This is a genomic window from Streptomyces sp. ICC4 (assembly GCF_003287915.1).
Lineage (GTDB): Bacteria > Actinomycetota > Actinomycetes > Streptomycetales > Streptomycetaceae > Streptomyces > Streptomyces tritrimontium.
In genome coordinates this window covers 4,282,667-4,300,440 of record NZ_CP030286.1, presented here as the reverse complement: position 1 = coordinate 4,300,440, position 17,774 = coordinate 4,282,667, and the positions used below count along the sequence as shown (strand labels likewise).

15 protein-coding genes and 2 pseudogenes are annotated in these 17,774 nt (G+C 71.6%); 8 read left to right on the top strand and 9 right to left on the bottom strand.

The features are described from left to right. Positions 1 to 49: 49 nt before the first annotated feature. Entirely contained in the window at positions 50 to 1,000 is a 951-nt protein-coding gene (locus tag DRB89_RS19945; RefSeq protein WP_112449669.1) for a 4-hydroxy-3-methylbut-2-enyl diphosphate reductase, read from the bottom strand. Between the two features lie 326 nt (positions 1,001 to 1,326). Here DRB89_RS19945 and DRB89_RS19940 point away from each other — a divergent pair, with 326 nt between their 5' ends. Then, on the top strand, positions 1,327 to 2,145 hold the full coding sequence (locus DRB89_RS19940) for an isocitrate lyase/phosphoenolpyruvate mutase family protein (protein ID WP_112449668.1): 819 nt from the start codon (positions 1,327 to 1,329) through the stop codon (positions 2,143 to 2,145). A gap of 125 nt (positions 2,146 to 2,270) precedes the next feature. Here the strand turns inward: DRB89_RS19940 and DRB89_RS19935 are convergent, their stop codons facing one another. Both DRB89_RS19935 and DRB89_RS44695 read right to left on the bottom strand, forming a co-directional pair. Beyond that, positions 2,271 to 3,662, bottom strand: coding sequence for an MFS transporter (locus tag DRB89_RS19935; protein ID WP_204358198.1), 1,392 nt, complete (start codon positions 3,660 to 3,662; stop codon positions 2,271 to 2,273). A gap of 97 nt (positions 3,663 to 3,759) precedes the next feature. Further along, positions 3,760 to 4,614, bottom strand: a pseudogene (locus tag DRB89_RS44695) (WD40 repeat domain-containing protein); the annotation flags it as partial. Positions 4,615 to 4,690: 76 nt separating this feature from the next. On the opposite strand from DRB89_RS44695, the gene DRB89_RS19925 reads away from it, so the two are divergent. Both DRB89_RS19925 and DRB89_RS19920 read left to right on the top strand, forming a co-directional pair. After that, positions 4,691 to 5,425, top strand: a complete 735-nt coding sequence (locus DRB89_RS19925) for a GDSL-type esterase/lipase family protein (RefSeq protein WP_112449610.1) — start codon at positions 4,691 to 4,693, stop codon at positions 5,423 to 5,425. 190 nt (positions 5,426 to 5,615) lie between these two features. Then, positions 5,616 to 5,768: pseudogene (locus DRB89_RS19920) on the top strand (aldo/keto reductase); the annotation flags it as partial. Positions 5,769 to 5,852: 84 nt separating this feature from the next. On the opposite strand, the gene DRB89_RS19915 reads toward DRB89_RS19920, so the two are convergent. Next, positions 5,853 to 6,842 (bottom strand): aldo/keto reductase, encoded by a 990-nt coding sequence (locus DRB89_RS19915; protein WP_112449611.1) that lies wholly within the window; start codon positions 6,840 to 6,842, stop codon positions 5,853 to 5,855. 246 nt (positions 6,843 to 7,088) lie between these two features. Here DRB89_RS19915 and DRB89_RS19910 point away from each other — a divergent pair, with 246 nt between their 5' ends. Further along, on the top strand, positions 7,089 to 7,919 hold the full coding sequence (locus tag DRB89_RS19910; protein WP_112449612.1) for an aldo/keto reductase: 831 nt from the start codon (positions 7,089 to 7,091) through the stop codon (positions 7,917 to 7,919). A 118-nt stretch (positions 7,920 to 8,037) separates the two neighbouring features. Here the strand turns inward: DRB89_RS19910 and thpR are convergent, their stop codons facing one another. From thpR to DRB89_RS19895, 3 genes are read right to left on the bottom strand one after another with little or no spacing between them, the layout of a single operon-like run. Then, a complete protein-coding gene (gene thpR, locus DRB89_RS19905; protein WP_112449613.1) occupies positions 8,038 to 8,628 on the bottom strand; it encodes an RNA 2',3'-cyclic phosphodiesterase in 591 nt (196 codons plus the stop codon). Positions 8,629 to 8,679: 51 nt separating this feature from the next. Then, a complete protein-coding gene (locus tag DRB89_RS19900) occupies positions 8,680 to 10,041 on the bottom strand; it encodes an MFS transporter (protein WP_112449614.1) in 1,362 nt (453 codons plus the stop codon). 25 nt (positions 10,042 to 10,066) lie between these two features. Next, positions 10,067 to 10,504 (bottom strand): MarR family transcriptional regulator, encoded by a 438-nt coding sequence (locus tag DRB89_RS19895; RefSeq protein ID WP_112449615.1) that lies wholly within the window; start codon positions 10,502 to 10,504, stop codon positions 10,067 to 10,069. Between the two features lie 120 nt (positions 10,505 to 10,624). On the opposite strand from DRB89_RS19895, the gene DRB89_RS19890 reads away from it, so the two are divergent. Further along, positions 10,625 to 10,807, top strand: a complete 183-nt coding sequence (locus DRB89_RS19890) for a hypothetical protein (RefSeq protein ID WP_030156886.1) — start codon at positions 10,625 to 10,627, stop codon at positions 10,805 to 10,807. A gap of 40 nt (positions 10,808 to 10,847) precedes the next feature. On the opposite strand, the gene DRB89_RS19885 is transcribed toward DRB89_RS19890, so the two are convergent. Next, entirely contained in the window at positions 10,848 to 12,254 is a 1,407-nt protein-coding gene (locus DRB89_RS19885; protein ID WP_239516241.1) for an NCS2 family permease, read from the bottom strand. Positions 12,255 to 12,389: 135 nt separating this feature from the next. Between DRB89_RS19885 and DRB89_RS19880 the strand changes: the two genes are divergently transcribed. Both DRB89_RS19880 and DRB89_RS19875 read left to right on the top strand, forming a co-directional pair. After that, positions 12,390 to 12,689 (top strand): DUF2530 domain-containing protein, encoded by a 300-nt coding sequence (locus tag DRB89_RS19880; protein WP_112449617.1) that lies wholly within the window; start codon positions 12,390 to 12,392, stop codon positions 12,687 to 12,689. Positions 12,690 to 12,874: 185 nt separating this feature from the next. Continuing rightward, complete coding sequence (locus tag DRB89_RS19875) at positions 12,875 to 15,349, top strand: cation-translocating P-type ATPase (protein ID WP_112449618.1); 2,475 nt, start codon at positions 12,875 to 12,877, stop codon at positions 15,347 to 15,349. A 46-nt stretch (positions 15,350 to 15,395) separates the two neighbouring features. Here the strand turns inward: DRB89_RS19875 and DRB89_RS19870 are convergent, their stop codons facing one another. Further along, entirely contained in the window at positions 15,396 to 16,586 is a 1,191-nt protein-coding gene (locus tag DRB89_RS19870; RefSeq protein WP_112449619.1) for an MFS transporter, read from the bottom strand. 95 nt (positions 16,587 to 16,681) lie between these two features. Between DRB89_RS19870 and DRB89_RS19865 the strand changes: the two genes are divergently transcribed. Beyond that, the gene (locus DRB89_RS19865) at positions 16,682 to 17,668 is read left to right on the top strand and encodes a DUF5937 family protein (RefSeq protein WP_204357774.1); all 987 of its coding nucleotides are present in this window, start codon (positions 16,682 to 16,684) and stop codon (positions 17,666 to 17,668) included. Positions 17,669 to 17,774: the final 106 nt, after the last annotated feature.

The window sequence follows — 17,774 nt, the reverse complement described above, 5'->3', positions numbered from 1 at the left end:
GAGATGAAATCGGAATGTGCGCGAAACCGTGTGAAGATTTCGGGATAGATCACCGAACCGATGCCCCGGTGAGGCTTGCCGGAAGGCTGAAGACCACGTTTTCGATGGCGGTCTGCTCGAGTTCGAGATCGACGTAGCCGAGCGTCGCCAGCCGCTCGAGGAGCTGGTCGATCAGGATCTCGGGCGCGCTCGCCCCGGCGCTCACGCCGACGGAGGAGACCCCGTCGAGCCACTCGGTGCGCAGGTCGCCCACCTCGGGCACCAGGTACGCGGCGGTGCCCAGGTCGCGGGCCACCTCGACCATCCGGATCGAGTTGCTGGAGTTGACCGAGCCGACCACGAGCACCAGGTCGCTGCGGTGGGCGATCGCCTTCACGGCGTTCTGCCGGTTCTGGCTGGCGTAGCAGATGTCGCCCTTGCCCTCGAGCGCCGGGAACTTCTCCCGGAGGGCGTCGATGACGCCGGAGGTCTCGTCCAGCGACAGCGTGGTCTGCGACAGGTAGGCCACGTCCGCGTCCGAAGGCAGGTCCAGCGCGGCCACCGCTTCGACGTCCTCGACGATGATGGTCGAGGCGGGGGCCTCTCCGTAGGTGCCCTCGACCTCTTCGTGGTCGCTGTGGCCGATCAGGAGGATCGTCTTGCCGTCCCGTGCGTAGCGGATGGCCTCCTGGTGCACCTTGGAGACCAGCGGGCAGGTTGCGTCGATGACGTCGAGCTCGCGGTGCGCCGCGTTGGTGCGGACGGCCGGCGAGACCCCGTGGGCGGAGAACACGCAGACCGAGCCCTCCGGCACTTCCTCCTCGGAGTCCACGAAGATCGCGCCGCGCTGCTCCAGGGAGCGGACGACGTAGTGGTTGTGGACGATTTCCTTGCGGACGTATACGGGTGCTCCGTACTTGTTCAGGGCCTCCTCGACGATCTGTATCGCTCGGCGCACACCGGCGCAGAATCCACGCGGCTCCGCCAGAATCACCTTTTTCGGAGCTCTGGTTTCTGACATCTGGTGTTCTCCCGTTTCGGTCGGTCGCGGTGAACTCGAGATTGCCGACAACCGCAGAAACCAGTCAACGAATACCGGCCCGGGCGGCCGTCCCCGGAGCCATGGGGTCGAAATTCCGCCCGTTCGCTGCCACGCCCGCCGTCGCCGCCGGTCCGTCTGCCACCCCACCCGCCCCGGTCCGGCGCCGCCTTGTCATACGCCTGTCATCCGGGTCGGGAGATCCGGCCGGGAGGGGCCGTGATGCGCCCCGGGGGCGGGTGGTTAGAGTCCTGACGGTGGAGCGATGTGGCGGCCACTCAACAAGGTTCGGCTTGAGGAGACTTCGAATGACGGTCGATGCGAAGAGCACCGAGAAGGCCCTGCGGCTGCGGGCGTTGGGCGAGGGTCTCCTGGTGCTGCCCAACGCCTGGGACGCGGCCAGCGCGGCGGTGATCGAGGCGGCCGGCGCGTCGGCGATCGCCACGACCAGCGGCGGCGTGGCCTGGGGGATCGGCCGCGGCGACGGCCAGCACGCCCCGCGCGCGCGGATGCTGGAGGCTGCCGCGCGCATCGTGGCGGCCGTGGACCTGCCGGTCACCGTGGATGTCGAGGGCGGTTACGAGGACGTCGGGCAGACCGTGCGCGAGGTCGTGGCGGTGGGCGCCGTCGGCATCAACCTGGAGGACTCCAAGGCGTCCGACGGCACGCTGTACACGGCCGCGGAGCAGGCCGGGCGGATCCGCGCCGCCCGCGAGGCGGCCGCCGCGGCCGGGCTGCCGGAGCTGGTGGTCAACGCCCGTACCGACGTGTTCCTGTTCGGGATCGGTGAGGAGCCGGGCCGGCTGGCGGACGTGCTCGCGCGCGTGGAGGCGTACGCGGCGGCCGGCGCCGACGGGATCTTCGTGCCCGGCCTGCTGGACCTGGCGGCCCTGGCCGAGATCGCGCGGGGGCCGCTGCCGGTCAACGCCATGGCGGGCCCGGGCGGTCCGTCGGTCGCCGAGCTGGCGGCGGCCGGGGTGCGCCGGGTCAGCGTCGGCACCGCGGTGGCGCAGGCGGCGTACTCGGCGGCCCGCGCCGCCGCCGAGGAACTGCTGGGGCAGGGCACCTACGGGGCTCTCGGGGCTTCGCTCGACTACGGGACGCTCAACGGGCTGTTCGTGAAGTGAAGTGCAGTGCATTGAAGTGAAGTGAAGTGAAGTAGGCGCCGGCGCCTGGTGGGCGCGGGCGCGCACGCGGCTGTGGGCCGCTCCGCGGGTGCGGAGCGGCCCACAGCCGTGTCCGGCCGGCGCCGTCAGGCGCGGCGGGCGGGCCGCAGCAGGGCCGCGGCCACCACGAGCGCCGTGACCAGCAGCCCGGCGCCGATCCCGAAGGCCAGGTGGTAGCCGGAGGTCAGGGCCTCGGCGCGGCTCTGTCCCGCGGCGAGCAGGGAGTCGGTGCGGGAGGCGGCCAGGGTGGACAGGACCGCGACGCCCAGGGCCATGCCGATCTGCTGGGTGGTGTTGAACAGGCCCGAGGCGAGGCCGGCGTCACGCTCGTCGGCGCCGGACATGCCGAGCGCGGTCAGGGCGGGCAGGGCCAGGCCGAAGCCGGCGGCGAGCAGCATCACGGGGAGCAGGTCGCGGACGTAGTCGGCCTGGACCGGGAGCCGGGTCAGCCAGCCGAGGGCGGCCACGAGCAGGGCGAGTCCGGCCAGGAGCACGCGGCGTTCGCCGAAGCGGGCGTTCAGGGGGGCGGAGGCGAAGAGCGAGACCCCGCCGATGACCACGGCCGCCGGGAGCATCGCGAGCCCGGTCTCGGCGGCCCCGTAGCCGAGCACGTTCTGGAGGTGGAGGGCGACCAGGACCTGGAAGGAGAACAGCGCGGCCACCATCAGCATCTGGACCAGGTTGGCGCCGGCCACGGTGCGGGAGCGGAAGATCCGCAGCGGTACGAGGGGGGTGCGGGCCTTGGCCTGGCGGACCGCGAAGCCGGCGAGCAGGGCCAGGGAGAGGGCGCCGAGGCCGAGGGTGTGCGCCGAGAGCCAGCCGTACCGCTCGACTTCGACCACGGTGTAGATGCCGAGCATCAGGCCGGCGGTGACCAGGCCGGCGCCGAGGACGTCGGCTCCGGCGCGCAGGCCCGGACCCCGGGTGGAGGGGAGCGCCGGCAGGGCCAGCGCGAGGGCGGCGAGGCCTATCGGCAGGTTGATGAAGAAGATCCAGTGCCAGTCGAGGGCGTCGGTCAGGACCCCGCCGAGCACCTGCCCCAGGGAGGCCCCGGCCGCGCCGGTGAAGGAGAAGACGGCGATGGCCTTGGCCCGCTCGCGGGGTTCGGTGAACAGCGTGATCAGGATGCCGAGGCTGACGGCCGCGGCCATGGCGCTGCCGAGGCCCTGCAGGAAGCGGGCGGCGATCAGCACCTCGGCCGAGCCGGCGAATCCGGCGAGCAGCGAGGCCCCGGTGAAGACGCCGGTCCCGGCCAGGAACATCCGCTTGCGGCCGATCAGGTCGCCGAGCCGGCCGGCGAGGAGCAGCAGGCTGCCGAAGGCGATCAGGTAGGCGTTGACGACCCAGCTGAGTCCGGCGGGCGTGAAGCCCAGGTCTTTCTGGATGGCGGGCATCGCGACGGTGACGATGCTGCCGTCGAGGACGGTCATCAGCACGCCGGTGGACAGCACCCCGAGGGCGGTCCAGCGGGAGCGCAGCCCGCGGGGGGCGGCGGCCGCACGGGCGGCGGGCCCCCGAGTCGGACGCCGACGCGGACCCCGCCGCCGACGGAGTCGGCGACGGCCCCGTCGGGCCGACCGGGATCGCCACGACCTTGCTCGCCACCCCCTCCGCCCCGAACATCAGCGTCGACCCGTCCGCCGTGTACGTCACCGACTCCGCCTGCCCCTGCCACGGCGCGGCCACCTGCTCCCCGTCCCCGGCCGGCCGGCCGTCCTTCCAGGGGTACGTCTTCGCCCACAGGTACCCGCGCAGCGCGAGCCGCCCCCCGTCCGGGGAGAACGCCCCGTCGGTGACCCACGGCACGTCGCCGATCCGCCGGAAGGTGTTCGTACCGGACGCGGACAGCGCCGCCGGCCCCTCGTAGAGCCCGCCCGCCCGCTCGTCCTTGCTCGCGATGTACACCCGCCCGGTCACCGGATGGACCATCAGCGCCTCCGCGTTGCGCGGCCCGTCCGCGTACTTCACGGTGAACTGCTCGGCCTTGAGGGTGACGTCGCCGAGCGTCTTCGGCTCCGGGAAGCGGTAGATCCACACGTGGTTCCAGGAGCCGCCCAGGTTGTCGCCGATGTCGCCGACGTACAGCTGCCCGTCCGGCCCCAGCGAGATCGCCTCGACGTCCCGCGGCTTGCCGATGCCCGTCAGGGTGACCCGTGCGACCGTCTTGCCGGTCGCGGAGTCCACGGCGTACACGTACGGGCCGTCGTCGCTGTCGTTGTGCGTCCAGTACACGCCCGGGTGGATCCGGCTGGCCGCGAGCCCGCTCGACTCCTTGATCCGGGGGTCGGTGATGGTGAACCCGGACGCGCCCGGGCTCGCGGCGGCGGTGGCCGCGGCGGCGGGGACCGCAGCGGCCGCCAGGACGAAGGCAAAGCCGGAGGCGGCGACCACGGCAACGGCGGCGGTCGACGGAAGCAGGCGCAGGCGCATGCCCCCAGCCTGCCAGCACGCACGGAGTGTCCGGCATCACAGGGGTCGCGATCGCGTGATCCGCGATGATGTCCGGATGCGTTTCATGTGCGTCGGCGACTCCATGACCATCGGACGCGCCGGCGACTACACCTGGCGCTACCGGATGTGGCAGCACCTCAACGCGACCTTCGGCGGCCCGTACCGGATCGTCGGCCCGCGCCGCGAGCTGTACGACACCTTCTCGGACGCGCCCACCAGCCACGACTACGCCGACCCCGGCTTCCCCGAGCACGCCCGCCGCCACCTGGCCGGCTGGGGCGAGGGCTGGCAGCACATGGCCCCGCTCATAGGGCCCGCCGTCCGCGAAGCCCGGGCCGACGTGCTGCTCGTCTCCCTCGGCCTCATAGACCTGGGCTTCTACACCGCCGCCGGGGCCACCGCCGCCAACGCCCGCCGCTTCATCGCCGAGGCCCGCGCGGCCCGGCCCGGGATCCGGATGGTGCTGCTGCCCGTCATCCCCAACGTCCGGGCCCAGGACGACGCGCCCTTCGCGGCGGAGGTCGCGCTCTTCAACGAACTGCTCGCGAAGGCCGTCGCCGACCTGTCGACCGACGCCTCGCCGATCCTGCTGGCCGCGCGTCCGGAGGCGTACGAGCTCCACCACGACACCTACGACGGCACGCACCCCAACGCCTCGGGCGAGCACCGGCTGGCGGGGGAGTTCGCGGCGGTCCTGCACCAGGCGTGGGGCATCGGCGGCCCGTACCGGCCGCAGCACCACCCCCACCGGGACTCGTCACACGCCCTTCACGGACGGGTCCTGCCTTGAGCGCGCTCCAGGCAGTTGGCTAGTGCTGTGGCCGGAAAGGTTTGCCGGGTCGCGGTGTCCGGTGCGGTGCTTCGCAAGGCGGAGGGCCACGCCTCGTACTGGACGTACCGGTGTGGTCCGACAACGCGGCGAGGTGCCGTGCCGGGCGCCGCGACCCGGTGGACCTTTCCGGTCACAGCACTAGTGACCCATGAAGTACACGCAACTCGGACGCACCGGCCTCAAAGTCAGCCGACTTGTCCTCGGCACCATGAACTTCGGCCCCCAGAGCGGGGAGCCCGAGAGCCACGCCCTCATGGACACGGCACTCGACGCCGGCATCAACTTCTTCGACACCGCCAACCAGGCACGTTAACGCCACCTTGAGTAGGAGGTGGTCGCCGCCCAGGGCGAAGGGACGGCGACCACCGTACGTACGGCTACCTGATCACCAGGCGAAGGCCTCCGGGGACGGTCCCGGGCCGGGGAAGATCTCCTCCAAGGCGGCCAGTACCTCCTCGCTCAGCTCCAGCTCCAGCGCCCGCAGGGCACTCTCCAGCTGCTCGGCGGTGCGCGGGCCGACGATGGGGCCCGTCACTCCCGGCCGGGTGAGCAGCCAGGCCAGAGCCGTCTCGCCGGGCTCCAGGCCGTGCTTGTCGAGCAGGTCCTCGTATGCCTGCACCTGCGCCCGTACCGAACTGTTGGCCAGCGCGTCCGCGGACCGCCCCGAGGCGCGGCGGCCGCCCTCGGTCTCCTTCTTGATGACCCCGCCCAGCAGCCCGCCGTGCAGCGGCGACCACGGGATGACCCCGAGGCCGTACTCCTGGGCCGCCGGGATGACCTCCATCTCGGCCCGCCGCTCGGCGAGGTTGTAGAGGCACTGCTCGCTGACCAGGCCGACCATCCCGCGCCGGGCGGCCGTCTCGTTGGCCTGGGCGATCTTGTAGCCGGGGAAGTTGGAGGATCCGGCATAGAGGATCTTGCCTTGCTGGATGAGCACGTCGACGGCCTGCCAGATCTCCTCGAAGGGAGTCCGGCGGTCGATGTGGTGGAACTGGTAGACGTCGATGTGGTCGGTCTGGAGCCGCTTGAGGCTGGCCTCGACGGCCCGGCGGATGTTCAGCGCCGACAGCCGGTCCTCGTTCGGCCACGTCTCACCCTCGCGGGACATGGAGCCGTAGACCTTGGTCGCGAGGACCGTCTTCTCGCGCCGCCCACCACCCCCGGCGAACCAGGTGCCGATGATCTCCTCGGTGCGCCCCTTGTTCTCACCCCACCCATACACGTTGGCCGTGTCCACGAAATTCAGACCTGCGTCGAGGGCGGCGTCCAGGATTCCGTGGCTGGTCGGTTCGTCTGTCTGCGGACCGAAGTTCATTGTGCCGAGGACGAGTCGGCTGACCTTGAGTCCGGTGCGTCCGAGCTGCGTGTACTTCATGGGACCCAAGCCAACTGCTTCGAGTCCACTCCAGGCAAGAGCGGCCCGCGCAGCCCTCGATTTACCCCCGCCTGGTGGCGGGACATGTGCCTCCCTTTCTTCGCGGGGGTGGGCCAGCCATGGCCGGCATGGTCCTCACAGGGCGCCCGGGACTTCTGACCCGGACTCGGTCTCGTGCAGTCGGGAGCGACGGCGGCGACCTGGCAGGAATCCTACTGAGCAGGGGAGCGCCCGTAGCGGGCCCTCCTGTCGTCCAAGGAGGAGACGTGCACCGAAGAGATCATCGGCACCTGCTCCGGCCAGGGCGGCGGCCGCCGCGAGAAGACGGTCCTCGCCACCAAGGTCTACGGCAGCATGGCCGCCGAAGGCGACCCGTGGCCCAACTACGACCGCCTGTCGGCGCTGAACATCCGGCGGGCCGTCGACGCCAGCCTCAAGCGGCCCCAGACCGACCACATCGACGTCTACCAATTCCACCACGTGGACCGCAACACCCCCTTCGAGGAGATCTGGCAGGCCATCGAGGTCCTGGTCCAGCAAGGCAAGATCCTCTACGCGGGCTCCTCGAACTTCCCCGGCCGGAAGATCGCCCAGGCCAACGAGACCGCGGCGCGCTCCGGACGGCTCGGCCTCGTCAGCGAGCAGTGCCTCTACAACCTCGCCGAGCGGCGCGCGGAGCTGGAGATCATCCCGGCCGCCGAGGCGTACGGGCTCGGCGTCATCCCGTGGTCCCCGCTCCACGGCGGCCTGCTGGGCGGCGCCATCCGCAAGTCGGCGGAGTCGGGGCGCACGGCGACCGGCCGCTCGGCGGACGCGCTCGCGAACAGCACCGTACGGGCGCAGGTGCAGGGGTACGAGGACCTGCTGGACAAGCACGGCCTGGAGCCCGGCGAGGTCGCCCTGGCCTGGCTGCTGACCCGGCCCGGGGTCACCGGGCCGATCGTCGGCCCGCGCACGCCGGAGCAGCTCGCGTCCGCGCTGCGGGCGGTGGAGCTGGAGCTGTCGCAGGAGGTGCTGGACGGGCTGGACGAGGTCTTCCCGGGGCCGGGACCGGCGCCGGAGGCGTTCGCCTGGTAGTCGGGGACGGGCGGCGGGACTACTGCCCGACGGCGGCGGCCACGGCGACGACGAGGAACATCAGCACGAGCACGCCCGCCATGACACGGTTTCTGGTCTTGGGATCCACCCGTCGAGCCTAACGCGACCGGGCCCGCCCTTCGTACGGAGGGGCGGGCTCTCCCAGTTCCCAGGAGCCGACGACCTCGTAGCGGGGCTGCTCGCCGGGGACGCCGCCGGCCGGCAGGTTGCTGCGGACCAGGCTCAGCTCGCCGACCTGCCAGGGGGCGCCCTCGAAGGAGGCGAGCGACTCGCAGTAGGGCCGCACGTCGTCCGCCTCGTGGCGGAGCCGGCCGAGGGTGAGGTGGGGCGTGTACCGGTGGTGCTGGTCCATCGGGACCCCGGAGCGGCGCGCGGCGGCGTCGGCGCGCTCGGCGAGCATCCGCAGGGAGTCCAGGTCCCCGGCGGCGCCCGCCCACAGCGAGCGGTGGCCGAAGTGGCCGGAGCCGTGGATCCGGAGCGGGAAGGGCGCGCTGCGGGTGGCCGCGCGGGCGAGGCGGGCGTGCAGTTCGGGGAGCAGTTCCTCGGGCACCTCGCCCATGAAGGCGAGGGTGAAGTGCCACCCCGCTTCCGCGGTCCAGCGCAGTCGGTCGTCGCGCAGTCCGTGCACGGCCCGGGCCAGCTCCGAGATGGCCGCCTCGGGCGGCATGACGGCTGCGAACAGTCTCATGCCGCCGAGCCTAGCGGGGGTGGCCGGGTGCGGCCCCGTTGCCGGACGGGTCTACGCCGCCGTCGCCAGGTGGGCGCGGCCCGACGGGACGAAGGTCACGCCGTGGCGGTTCACGCTGAGGCGGAGGTTGCCCACGCGGGACAGGACCAGGCCGATCGTGACCGCGGCGGCCAGCGAGACGACGCCGCCCGCGGCCATGCCGATCCGCGCGCCGTACGTGTCCGTGACCCAGCCGACCAGCGGCGCGCCGATCGGGGTGCCGCCGGTGAAGACCATCATGAACAGGGCCATCACCCGTCCCCGCATCTCGGGGTCGGTGGCCATCTGGACGCTGGAGTTGGCGGTGACGTTCACCGTCAGGCCGAAGACCCCGATCGGCACCAGGAGCGCCGCGAACAGCCAGAAGCCGGGCGCGAAGGCCGTCACCAGCAGCAGTACGGAGAAGAGCACCGCCGCCGTGACCAGCAGCCGCAGGCGGGAGTGGCCCCGCCGGGCCGCCAGCAGCGCGCCCACGAGGGAGCCCGCCGCGATGAGCGTGTTGAACAGCCCGTACGTGCCCGCGTCACCGTGGAACACCTTGCTGACGAACGCCGACAGCCAGATCGGGAAGTTGAAGCCGAAGGTGCCGATGAATCCGACGAGCACGATCGGCCAGATCAGCTCGGGCCGTCCGGCGACGTACCGCAGGCCTTCCCGCAGCTGTCCCTTGGCGCGCGGCTGGACCTCGATCCGGTGCAGCTCGTGCGTCCGCATCAGCAGCAGGCCGATGATCGGGGCCGCGAAGGAGAGGCCGTTGAGCAGGAAGGCCCAGCCGGAGCCGACGGCGGTGATGAGGACACCGGCGATGGCCGGGCCGACGAGCCGCGCGGACTGGAAGTTGGCCGAATTCAGGCTGACCGCGTTGGCGACCTGGTCCTTGCCGACCATCTCGGAGACGAAGGTCTGGCGGGCCGGGTTGTCCACGACCGTGACCAGGCCGAGCAGGAAGGCGGCGAGGTAGACGTGCCAGACGCTCACGTGCCCGGCGAGGGTGAGCGCACCGAGTGCGAGGCCGGTGAGGCCCATCGCGGCCTGCGTGCACAGCAGGAGCGGGCGCTTGGGGAGCCGGTCGGCGAGTACGCCTCCGTAGAGGCCGAACAGCATCATCGGCAGGAACTGCAGGGCGATGGTGATGCCGACCGCCGAGGCCGAGCCGGTCAGGGAGAGGACGAGCCAGTCCTGGGCGATGCGCTGCATCCAGGTGCCGGTGTTCGAGACGACCTGTCCCGTGGCGAAGAGCCGGTAGTTCCGGATCTTCAGCGAGCTGAACATCCCCCGGCTACCGCCGGGAGGTGCCCCCAGGTTCTTGCCCGGGGCGCGCTTCGTGGTGGATGTATGGCCGGGGGCGGAGTCTGCTCCGGGTCCCGTACTCAAAAGGGGTCGCCTCCTGGCGTCGTTCCTACAGGTGCGCGAGCTTGTCCAGGACGGGTGCGGCCTCGCGCAGCTTGGCCCACTCGTCCTCGGTCAGCTCGGCCGCGAGCCCCGCCAGGAAGGCGTTGCGCTTGCGACGGCTCTCTTCGAGCATCGCCTCGGCCTCCTCCGTCTGGCGGACCACCTTCTGGCGGCGGTCGTCGGGGTGCGCTTCGAGCGTGACCAGTCCCTTGGCTTCCAGCAGCGCGACGATGCGGGTCATCGAGGGCGGCTGCACGTGCTCGCGTCGGGCCAGCTCACCGGGGGTGGCCTGGCCGCAGCGGGCGAGGGTGCCGAGCACCGACATCTCGGTCGGGCTCAGCGATTCGTCGACGCGCTGGTGCTTGAGGCGCCGGCCCAGCCGCATGACGGCGGAGCGGAGATCGTTCACGGCAGCGGCGTCGCCGCCATGGGAAAGGTCATGCATGTTCTTTAGAGTAACTCATTACCCTCCCTAAGGAACACCACTTATCTGCCGTCACTCGTACGGGTGAGTCGGCTCCGGAAAGTGACACGCGTCCATGCCCTGTGCCCCGACTCTTTCGGCATGGGGACACATGTGCTGAGCATGCGCATAGACGGGGAGCTCCTCGACAGGCTCCGGACTCATGCCGCCAAACGCGGAATGAGCGTCCAGGACTATGTGGTCCGGACGCTCATTCGCGACGATTTCGACGAACGCTTCAAGGCGGCCGTCGACGAGACGGAGAAGTTCTACGGGCTCACGTGAGCCCGGCTCCTCCAGTGGGGCGGTGGGCGGGGGCGGGGTGCTACGTGAGGCCCAGCGCCGGCATCGCGTAGTAGAAGACGAACACCGCCGACACGACGTACATGGCGGCCGGGACCTCGCGGCCCCGGCCGGTCGCGAGCCGCAGTACGGCGAAGGACACGAAGCCGATGCCGATGCCGTTGGTGATCGAGTAGGTGAACGGCATCATCACCATGGCCAGGAAGGCCGGGACGGCGATGGTGAAGTCGTTCCAGTCGATGTCCCGGACCGAGCCGGCCAGGATCAGGAAGCCGACCGCCACCAGGGCGGGGGTGGCGGCCTGCGAGGGGACCATCGTGGCGAGCGGGGTCAGGAACAGCGACACCGCGAAGAGGCCGCCGGTCACGATGTTCGCCAGGCCCGTGCGGGCGCCCTCGCCGACGCCCGCCGTGGACTCCACGAAGCAGGTGGTGGCCGAGGAGGAGCTCGCGCCGCCCGCGGCGACGGCCATGCCGTCGACGAACAGCACCCGGTTGATGCCGGGGAAGGAGCCGTCCGGCTTCGTCAGCTTCGCCTCGTCGCCGACGCCGAGGATCGTTCCCATGGCGTCGAAGAAGCAGGACAGCAGGACGGTGAAGACGAACAGGACGCCGGTCAGCATGCCGACCTTGCCGAAGCCGCCGAACAGGCTGACCTGGCCGATCAGTCCGAAGTCGGGGGCGGCCACCGGGTTGCCCGGCCACTCGGGGACCGTCAGGCCCCAGGCGGTGTCCGGGAGCTTGGTGACCAGCTGGATGGCGAGCGCGGCGACGGTCATGGCCACGATGGAGATCAGGATCGCGCCCGGCGTCTTGCGGATGATCAGGGTCAGCGTCAGCAGCACGCCGACCACGAAGATCAGTACGGGCCAGCCGTGCAGGTGGCCGTTGCTGCCGAGCTGGAGCGGGACCGTGGTGTGCGCGAGGTCGGGCATGCGGGTGACGAACCCGGAGTCGACCAGGCCGATCAGCATGATGAACAGGCCGATGCCGATCGCGATGCCCTTGCGCAGGCCGATCGGGACGGCGTTCATGACCCGCTCGCGCAGGCCGGTGGCGACGAGCAGCATCACCACGAAGCCGGCCAGGACCACCATGCCCATGGCGTCGGGCCAGCTCATGCGCGGGGCGAGCTGGAGGGCGACGACGGTGTTGACGCCGAGCCCGGCCGCCAGTGCGATCGGGACGTTGCCGATCACGCCCATGAGGAGGGTGGTGAAGGCCGCCGTCAGGACGGTGGCGGTGACCAGCTGGCCGCCGTCGAGCTGGTGGCCGTACATGTCCTTCGCGCTGCCCAGGATGATCGGGTTCAGCACGATGATGTAGGCCATCGCGAAGAAGGTGGCGAACCCGCCGCGGACCTCGCGGCCGATGGTCGAGCCGCGCTCGGAGATCTTGAAGTAGCGGTCCACGGGGGCCGACGTGCTCATGGGGGTCCTGGTCCTCATTGGTGGTTTCATACGGCGAAAACGGGCCAAGCCCAAACCGTTTCAGTATGAACACATGAACGAAGGGCCGTCTATCTCCGCGCGTAGACCCTCCGCCGACCGGCCTATCCTTGTGCCATGGCGAAATGGACTGCGCAGCACGAGGCCCCCGAGCCCCTTGAGGGTCCGATCGTGGGGACCGTCATGGGCGGCACGATCCTGTGGTTCGCCCTCTTCGTCCTCCAGCTCCCCTTCTACGGGTGGTTCGCGGACCGGGACCTGCTGTGGTGGGTCTGGACCTGCGCGGCCGGCGGGGTCCTCGGCCTGATCGGCCTCTGGTACGTCCGCGGCCGCGATGCCGCCTTGAAGCGGCACGAGGCTGAGCTGGCCGCTCGAAGCGAGGCCCCCGGGCCGGGCCCGGCGCCCCACCCGGGCTAGCATCCGGGATCCCGCGCGGGTCCGCTGTGGCTGGGCGCGCAGTTCCCCGCGCCCCTGACGGGCCGCCGTGCGGCCCCGGCCGCGGGCCGTGAGGGGCTACCCGAGGACGATTCGGCTCATCCGGAAGTCGGATCTTCAGACTTTTCGGCGGGTGGGGGAGTGAATAGCCCTTTACCGTCGGAACCATGACGCAGCGGGCGAGCATCGAATCAGACGGACCAGAGCCGGGCGGCGGCAGCGGTCCGGCCGCCGGGACCGCCATCGACGCGGGGTCCGAGCTCGATCCCGTCCACCCGATCAAGCCGCCCGCGCCCCGGTTCAAGCCCGCGGGGCTGAGCACCGCCGAAGTCGCCGAGCGCGTCGCCCGCGGAGCCGTCAACGACGTCCCCGTGCGCAGCAGCCGCTCCACCACCGAGATCGTCCGCGCCAACGTCTTCACCCGCTTCAACGCCATCATCGGCGTCCTGTGGGTGGTCATGCTCTTCGTCGCGCCGATCCAGGACAGCCTCTTCGGCTTCGTGATCATCGCGAACACCGGCATCGGCATCATCCAGGAGATGCGCGCCAAGAAGACCCTCGACGGCCTCGCCGTCATCGGCGAGGCCAAACCCAGCGTCCGCCGCGACGGCCGCACCGCCGAGATCTCCACCTCCGAGATCGTCCTCGACGACGTCATCGAGCTCGGCCCCGGCGACAAGGTCGTCGTCGACGGACTCGTCGGCGAGGCCGACGGACTGGAGATCGACGAGTCCCTCCTCACCGGCGAGGCCGACCCCGTCCTGAAGAAGCCCGGCGACCCGGTCATGTCCGGCTCGTTCGTCGTCGCCGGCGGCGGCGCCTTCACCGCCACCAAGGTGGGCCGCGAGGCCTACGCCGCCCAGCTGGCCGAAGAGGCCTCCCGCTTCACGCTCGTCCACTCCGAGCTGCGCTCCGGCATCTCCACCATCCTCAAGTACGTCACCTGGATGATGATCCCGACCTCCATCGGCCTGATCATCAGCCAGCTGATCGTCAAGGACAACAACCTCAAGGACGCCATCGCCCGGACCGTCGGCGGCATCGTCCCGATGATCCCCGAAGGCCTCGTACTCCTCACCTCCGTCGCCTTCGCCATCGGAGTCATCCGGCTCGGCCGCAAGCAGTGCCTGGTCCAGGAGCTGCCCGCCATCGAGGGGCTCGCCCGCGTCGACGTGGTCTGCCTCGACAAGACCGGCACCCTCACCGAGGGCGGCATGGACGTCACCGAGTGCCGCCCGCTCGGCGGCGCGGACGCCGCGTACGTCAAGAAGGTGCTCGGCGCGCTCGGCGAGAGCGACCCGCGCCCCAACGCCAGCCTCCAGGCGATCATCGACGCCTACCCCGACAGCGCCGAGTGGCGCTGCACCGAGTCCCTGCCCTTCTCCTCCGCCCGCAAGTACAGCGGCGCCAGCTTCAGCGAGGGCGACGGCGAGAACAACACCTGGCTGCTCGGCGCCCCCGACGTGCTGCTCCCGGCCGGGGACCCGGCCCTGGAGGAGGTCACCGACCTCAACGAGCAGGGCCTACGGGTCCTCCTGCTGGCCCGGGCCGCCCGCGAACTCGACGACCCGGCCGTCGCCACCGGCGTCAAGCCGACCGCCCTGATCGTCCTGGAGCAGCGGCTGCGCCCCGACGCCGCCGACACCCTGCGCTACTTCGAGGACCAGGACGTCAAGGCCAAGGTCATCTCCGGAGACAACGCGGTCTCGGTCGGCGCGGTCGCCGGCAAGCTCGGCCTGCCCGGCGCGCAGAACACCGTCGACGCCCGCACCCTCCCCACCGACCAGGCCGAGATGGCCCGGGTCCTCGACGAGAACGCCGTCTTCGGCCGCGTCACCCCGCAGCAGAAGCGCGACATGGTCGCCGCCCTCCAGTCCAAGGGCCACACGGTCGCGATGACCGGCGACGGGGTCAACGACGTGCTCGCGCTCAAGGACGCCGACATCGGCGTGAGCATGGGCTCGGGCTCGGAGGCCACCCGGGCCGTCGCCCAGATCGTGCTCCTCAACAACAGCTTCGCCACCCTGCCCTCGGTGGTCGCCGAGGGCCGCCGCGTCATCGGCAACATCACCCGCGTCGCCACCCTCTTCCTCACGAAGACGGTCTACTCGGTGCTGCTGGCCGTCCTGGTGGTCTGCTCCCAGGTCGAGTACCCGTTCCTGCCGCGCCACCTGACGCTGCTGTCCACGCTGACCATCGGCATCCCCGCCTTCTTCCTGGCCCTCGCGCCGAACAAGGAGCGGGCCAAGCCGCACTTCGTGAAGCGCGTGATGCGCTACGCCATCCCCGGCGGCGTCATCGCGGCCGTCGCCACCTTCGTCACCTACGTGATCGCCCGCCACCACTACACCGGGCCCGACGCCCTCAAGGCCGAGACCAGCGCCGCCACGCTCGCGCTGTTCCTGACCTCGATGTGGGTCCTGGTGATCATCGCCCGCCCGTACACGTGGTGGCGCGTCGGCCTGGTCGGCGCGATGGGCGGGGCCTTCCTGATCGTCCTCGTCGTGCCGTGGCTCCAGGAGTTCTTCCAGCTCAAGCTGGAAGGCGCAGTGATGCCGTGGACCGCCGTCGCCATCGCCGCCGGCGCGGCCGCCCTGATCGAGTTCACCTTCCGCTGGGTGGACCGCAAGTTCCCGGCCTAGTCCGACCCTTTCGGATCTTGCCGCATCGCCCCGGGCCCCCGGCCGGTCAGGCCGCCAGCGCGTGGTCCCTGCGCACCGCGATGCGGGTGCGCAGGCCCAGGGTGGCGGCCGCGGCGAGCAGGCCGACGGCGAGGGCGCCCCACCACAGGGCCGTGGCGCCGACGCCGGTGTACAGGGCGACGCCCACGGTGAGGGCGGAGAAGCGGGCGAAGCCCCAGGTCCAGGTGAAGGCGCCCTGGTAGCGGCCGCGGGCGGCGGCCGGGGCCAGATCGGCCACCACGGAGGCCGCGATGCCGGCCACGACCACCTCGCCGAGCGACCAGACGACCACCGAGACGACGTACCCGGCGAGGGAGTCGGCCAGCCCGGTCAGCGCGACGCCCACGGCGATCAGCGTGCTGCCGGCCGCCTGCACCGGGAGCTGCGGCAGATCGGCCAGCCGGGACGTGACGAACGGCTGCAGACCCACCACCAGCACGGCGTTGACCGCCGCCAGCGCCCCGTACACGGCCGGCGAGAGCCCGCTGTCGCGCACGGCCAACGGCAGCGCCACCTCGGTCAGCGAGTACACGAACAGCTGGATCCCGAACAGCGGGAGCAGCGCGAGCATGAGCCGGTCCCGCAGGACGACCCCGTATCCCAGGCCGCCCTTGTCCGACGCGGACGCCGGGGTACGGGCCGGCTCGCGCAGCCGGGTCGCGACGACGGCGGCGTACACGAGCGCCGTGCCGGCGTCGACGGCGAAGAGCAGCCAGTACCCGTGCGCGGCCAGGAAGCCGCCGAGCACTCCGGCCACGGCCGTGCCGATGTTGACCCCCCAGCCGAACAGCGCGTACGCCCGCTGGCGCCAGCCGGTGTCCACCGCGTCGGCCAGCATCGCGTACGCGGCCGGCGGCACGACGGCCCCGGTGGCGCTGAGCAGCAGCGCGGCGGCGGCCATCGTCCAGATGCCCGGGGCCAGGAACAGCGCGCCCTGCGCGACGGCGGCGCCGACGAGGCCGATCAGCATGGTCGGGCGGCGGCCGATCCGGTCGGCCAGCAGCCCGCCGACGGCCGGGCCGAGCAGGTTGCCGGCGCCCAGCGCGGCCAGGACGTAGGAGACGCCCGAACCGGTGATGCCCCGGTCGGCGAGCAGGAAGACCAGGAACGGGGTGACGAGGTGGCCGAGCCGGTTGACGATCGTGCCGGCGAAGAGGGTCCACACGGTGGGCGGCAGTCCGCGGAAGGAGGAGAACATGCGAGGAGCCTGCGCCCGGACGCTCCGGCATTCCATTGATTAAGGTGGGGCCGAATCCAATGGCAGTTTTCCCATGGGGCTACGGGGGCGGGAACATGGAATCCAGACTGGACTTCTCCACGGCGGACCTCGCACAGACCCGCTTCGCGGTGTCCCCGATGTGGGAGGTCGTCACCAGCTTCCGGCTGCTGCGCGACGAGGCCGAACCGCCCCTGCACCGCCGCTGGGCCGCCCAGGTGCGGCCCCGGCTGCTCCGCGCGGGCCTGGACCGGGGATGGCTCGCCGCCCTGATCCCGGGCGGCGGCTACCTCGCGGACTTCCTCAACCCGACCCCCGCCGGCCCCTTCCCCGAACTCCCCGCCGAGCTGGCGGCCATCCGCTCCAGCACCCCGGAGCACGTCCGCTCCGACCTGGCCCTGCTGGCCGCGAAGTCGTCCCGCCCCGCGCCCCGGCTGCGGCTGCTCCACGACGAGCCCGAAGCCGCGCTGGAGAAGGTCACCGCCGAGATCGAGACGTACTGGGAACTCGCGCTCGCGCCCTACTGGTCCCGCATCCGCCAACTCCTCGAATCGGACGTCTTCCACCGCGCCCGGCAGGTCGCCGAACACGGCTCCGCCCACGTCCTGAACGAACTCCACGAATCCGTCAGCTGGGACGCCGGAACCCTGAGCCTGGTCCGCCGGCAGTGCGCGCTGACCCGCGACAAGACCGGCTCCGGACTGCTGCTGGTGCCCTCCGCCTTCGCCTGGCCCCGCGTGCTGACCCGCTCGGTGGCCCCCGAGCCGCCCCAGCTCGCCTACCCCGCCCGGGGCATCGGCACCCTGTGGGAGCCCCGTACCAGCGAGGCCTCCGACGCGGTCGCCGGCGTACTGGGCCGCTCCCGGGCCCTGCTGCTCGCCGAGCTCGACACCCCGGCCTCGACCACCCAACTGGCCGTCCACACCGGCCTGTCCGCCGCCGCGGTCTCCCAGCACCTCACGGCCCTGCGCAACGCCGGCCTGGTCACCGGCCACCGCACCGGCCGCTCGGTCCTCTACGCCCGCACGGCCGTCGCGGACGCGCTACTCGCCCCGACCAGCTGACCGCCGGGTCCGCCTGGCGCCGTGCGGAGCCCCCCCGCCGTTCGAAATGTCAGTGCGAGCTGGTAATCCTTCTGGAAGATTACGGCCGGTCACTTCGGCCGATGTC

Bases quoted from the DNA above. Each gene is read 5' to 3' on its own strand.
- DRB89_RS19945 (WP_112449669.1), bottom strand. From the start codon at position 1,000: ATGTCAGAAACCAGAGCTCCGAAAAAGGTGATTCTGGCGGAGCCGCGT.
- DRB89_RS19940 (WP_112449668.1), top strand. From the start codon at position 1,327: ATGACGGTCGATGCGAAGAGCACCGAGAAGGCCCTGCGGCTGCGGGCG.
- DRB89_RS19925 (WP_112449610.1), top strand. From the start codon at position 4,691: ATGCGTTTCATGTGCGTCGGCGACTCCATGACCATCGGACGCGCCGGC.
- DRB89_RS19915 (WP_112449611.1), bottom strand. From the start codon at position 6,842: ATGAAGTACACGCAGCTCGGACGCACCGGACTCAAGGTCAGCCGACTC.
- thpR (WP_112449613.1), bottom strand. From the start codon at position 8,628: ATGAGACTGTTCGCAGCCGTCATGCCGCCCGAGGCGGCCATCTCGGAG.
- DRB89_RS19895 (WP_112449615.1), bottom strand. From the start codon at position 10,504: ATGCATGACCTTTCCCATGGCGGCGACGCCGCTGCCGTGAACGATCTC.
- DRB89_RS19890 (WP_030156886.1), top strand. From the start codon at position 10,625: ATGGGGACACATGTGCTGAGCATGCGCATAGACGGGGAGCTCCTCGAC.
- DRB89_RS19885 (WP_239516241.1), bottom strand. From the start codon at position 12,254: ATGAGCACGTCGGCCCCCGTGGACCGCTACTTCAAGATCTCCGAGCGC.
- DRB89_RS19880 (WP_112449617.1), top strand. From the start codon at position 12,390: ATGGCGAAATGGACTGCGCAGCACGAGGCCCCCGAGCCCCTTGAGGGT.
- DRB89_RS19875 (WP_112449618.1), top strand. From the start codon at position 12,875: ATGACGCAGCGGGCGAGCATCGAATCAGACGGACCAGAGCCGGGCGGC.
- DRB89_RS19870 (WP_112449619.1), bottom strand. From the start codon at position 16,586: ATGTTCTCCTCCTTCCGCGGACTGCCGCCCACCGTGTGGACCCTCTTC.
- DRB89_RS19865 (WP_204357774.1), top strand. From the start codon at position 16,682: ATGGAATCCAGACTGGACTTCTCCACGGCGGACCTCGCACAGACCCGC.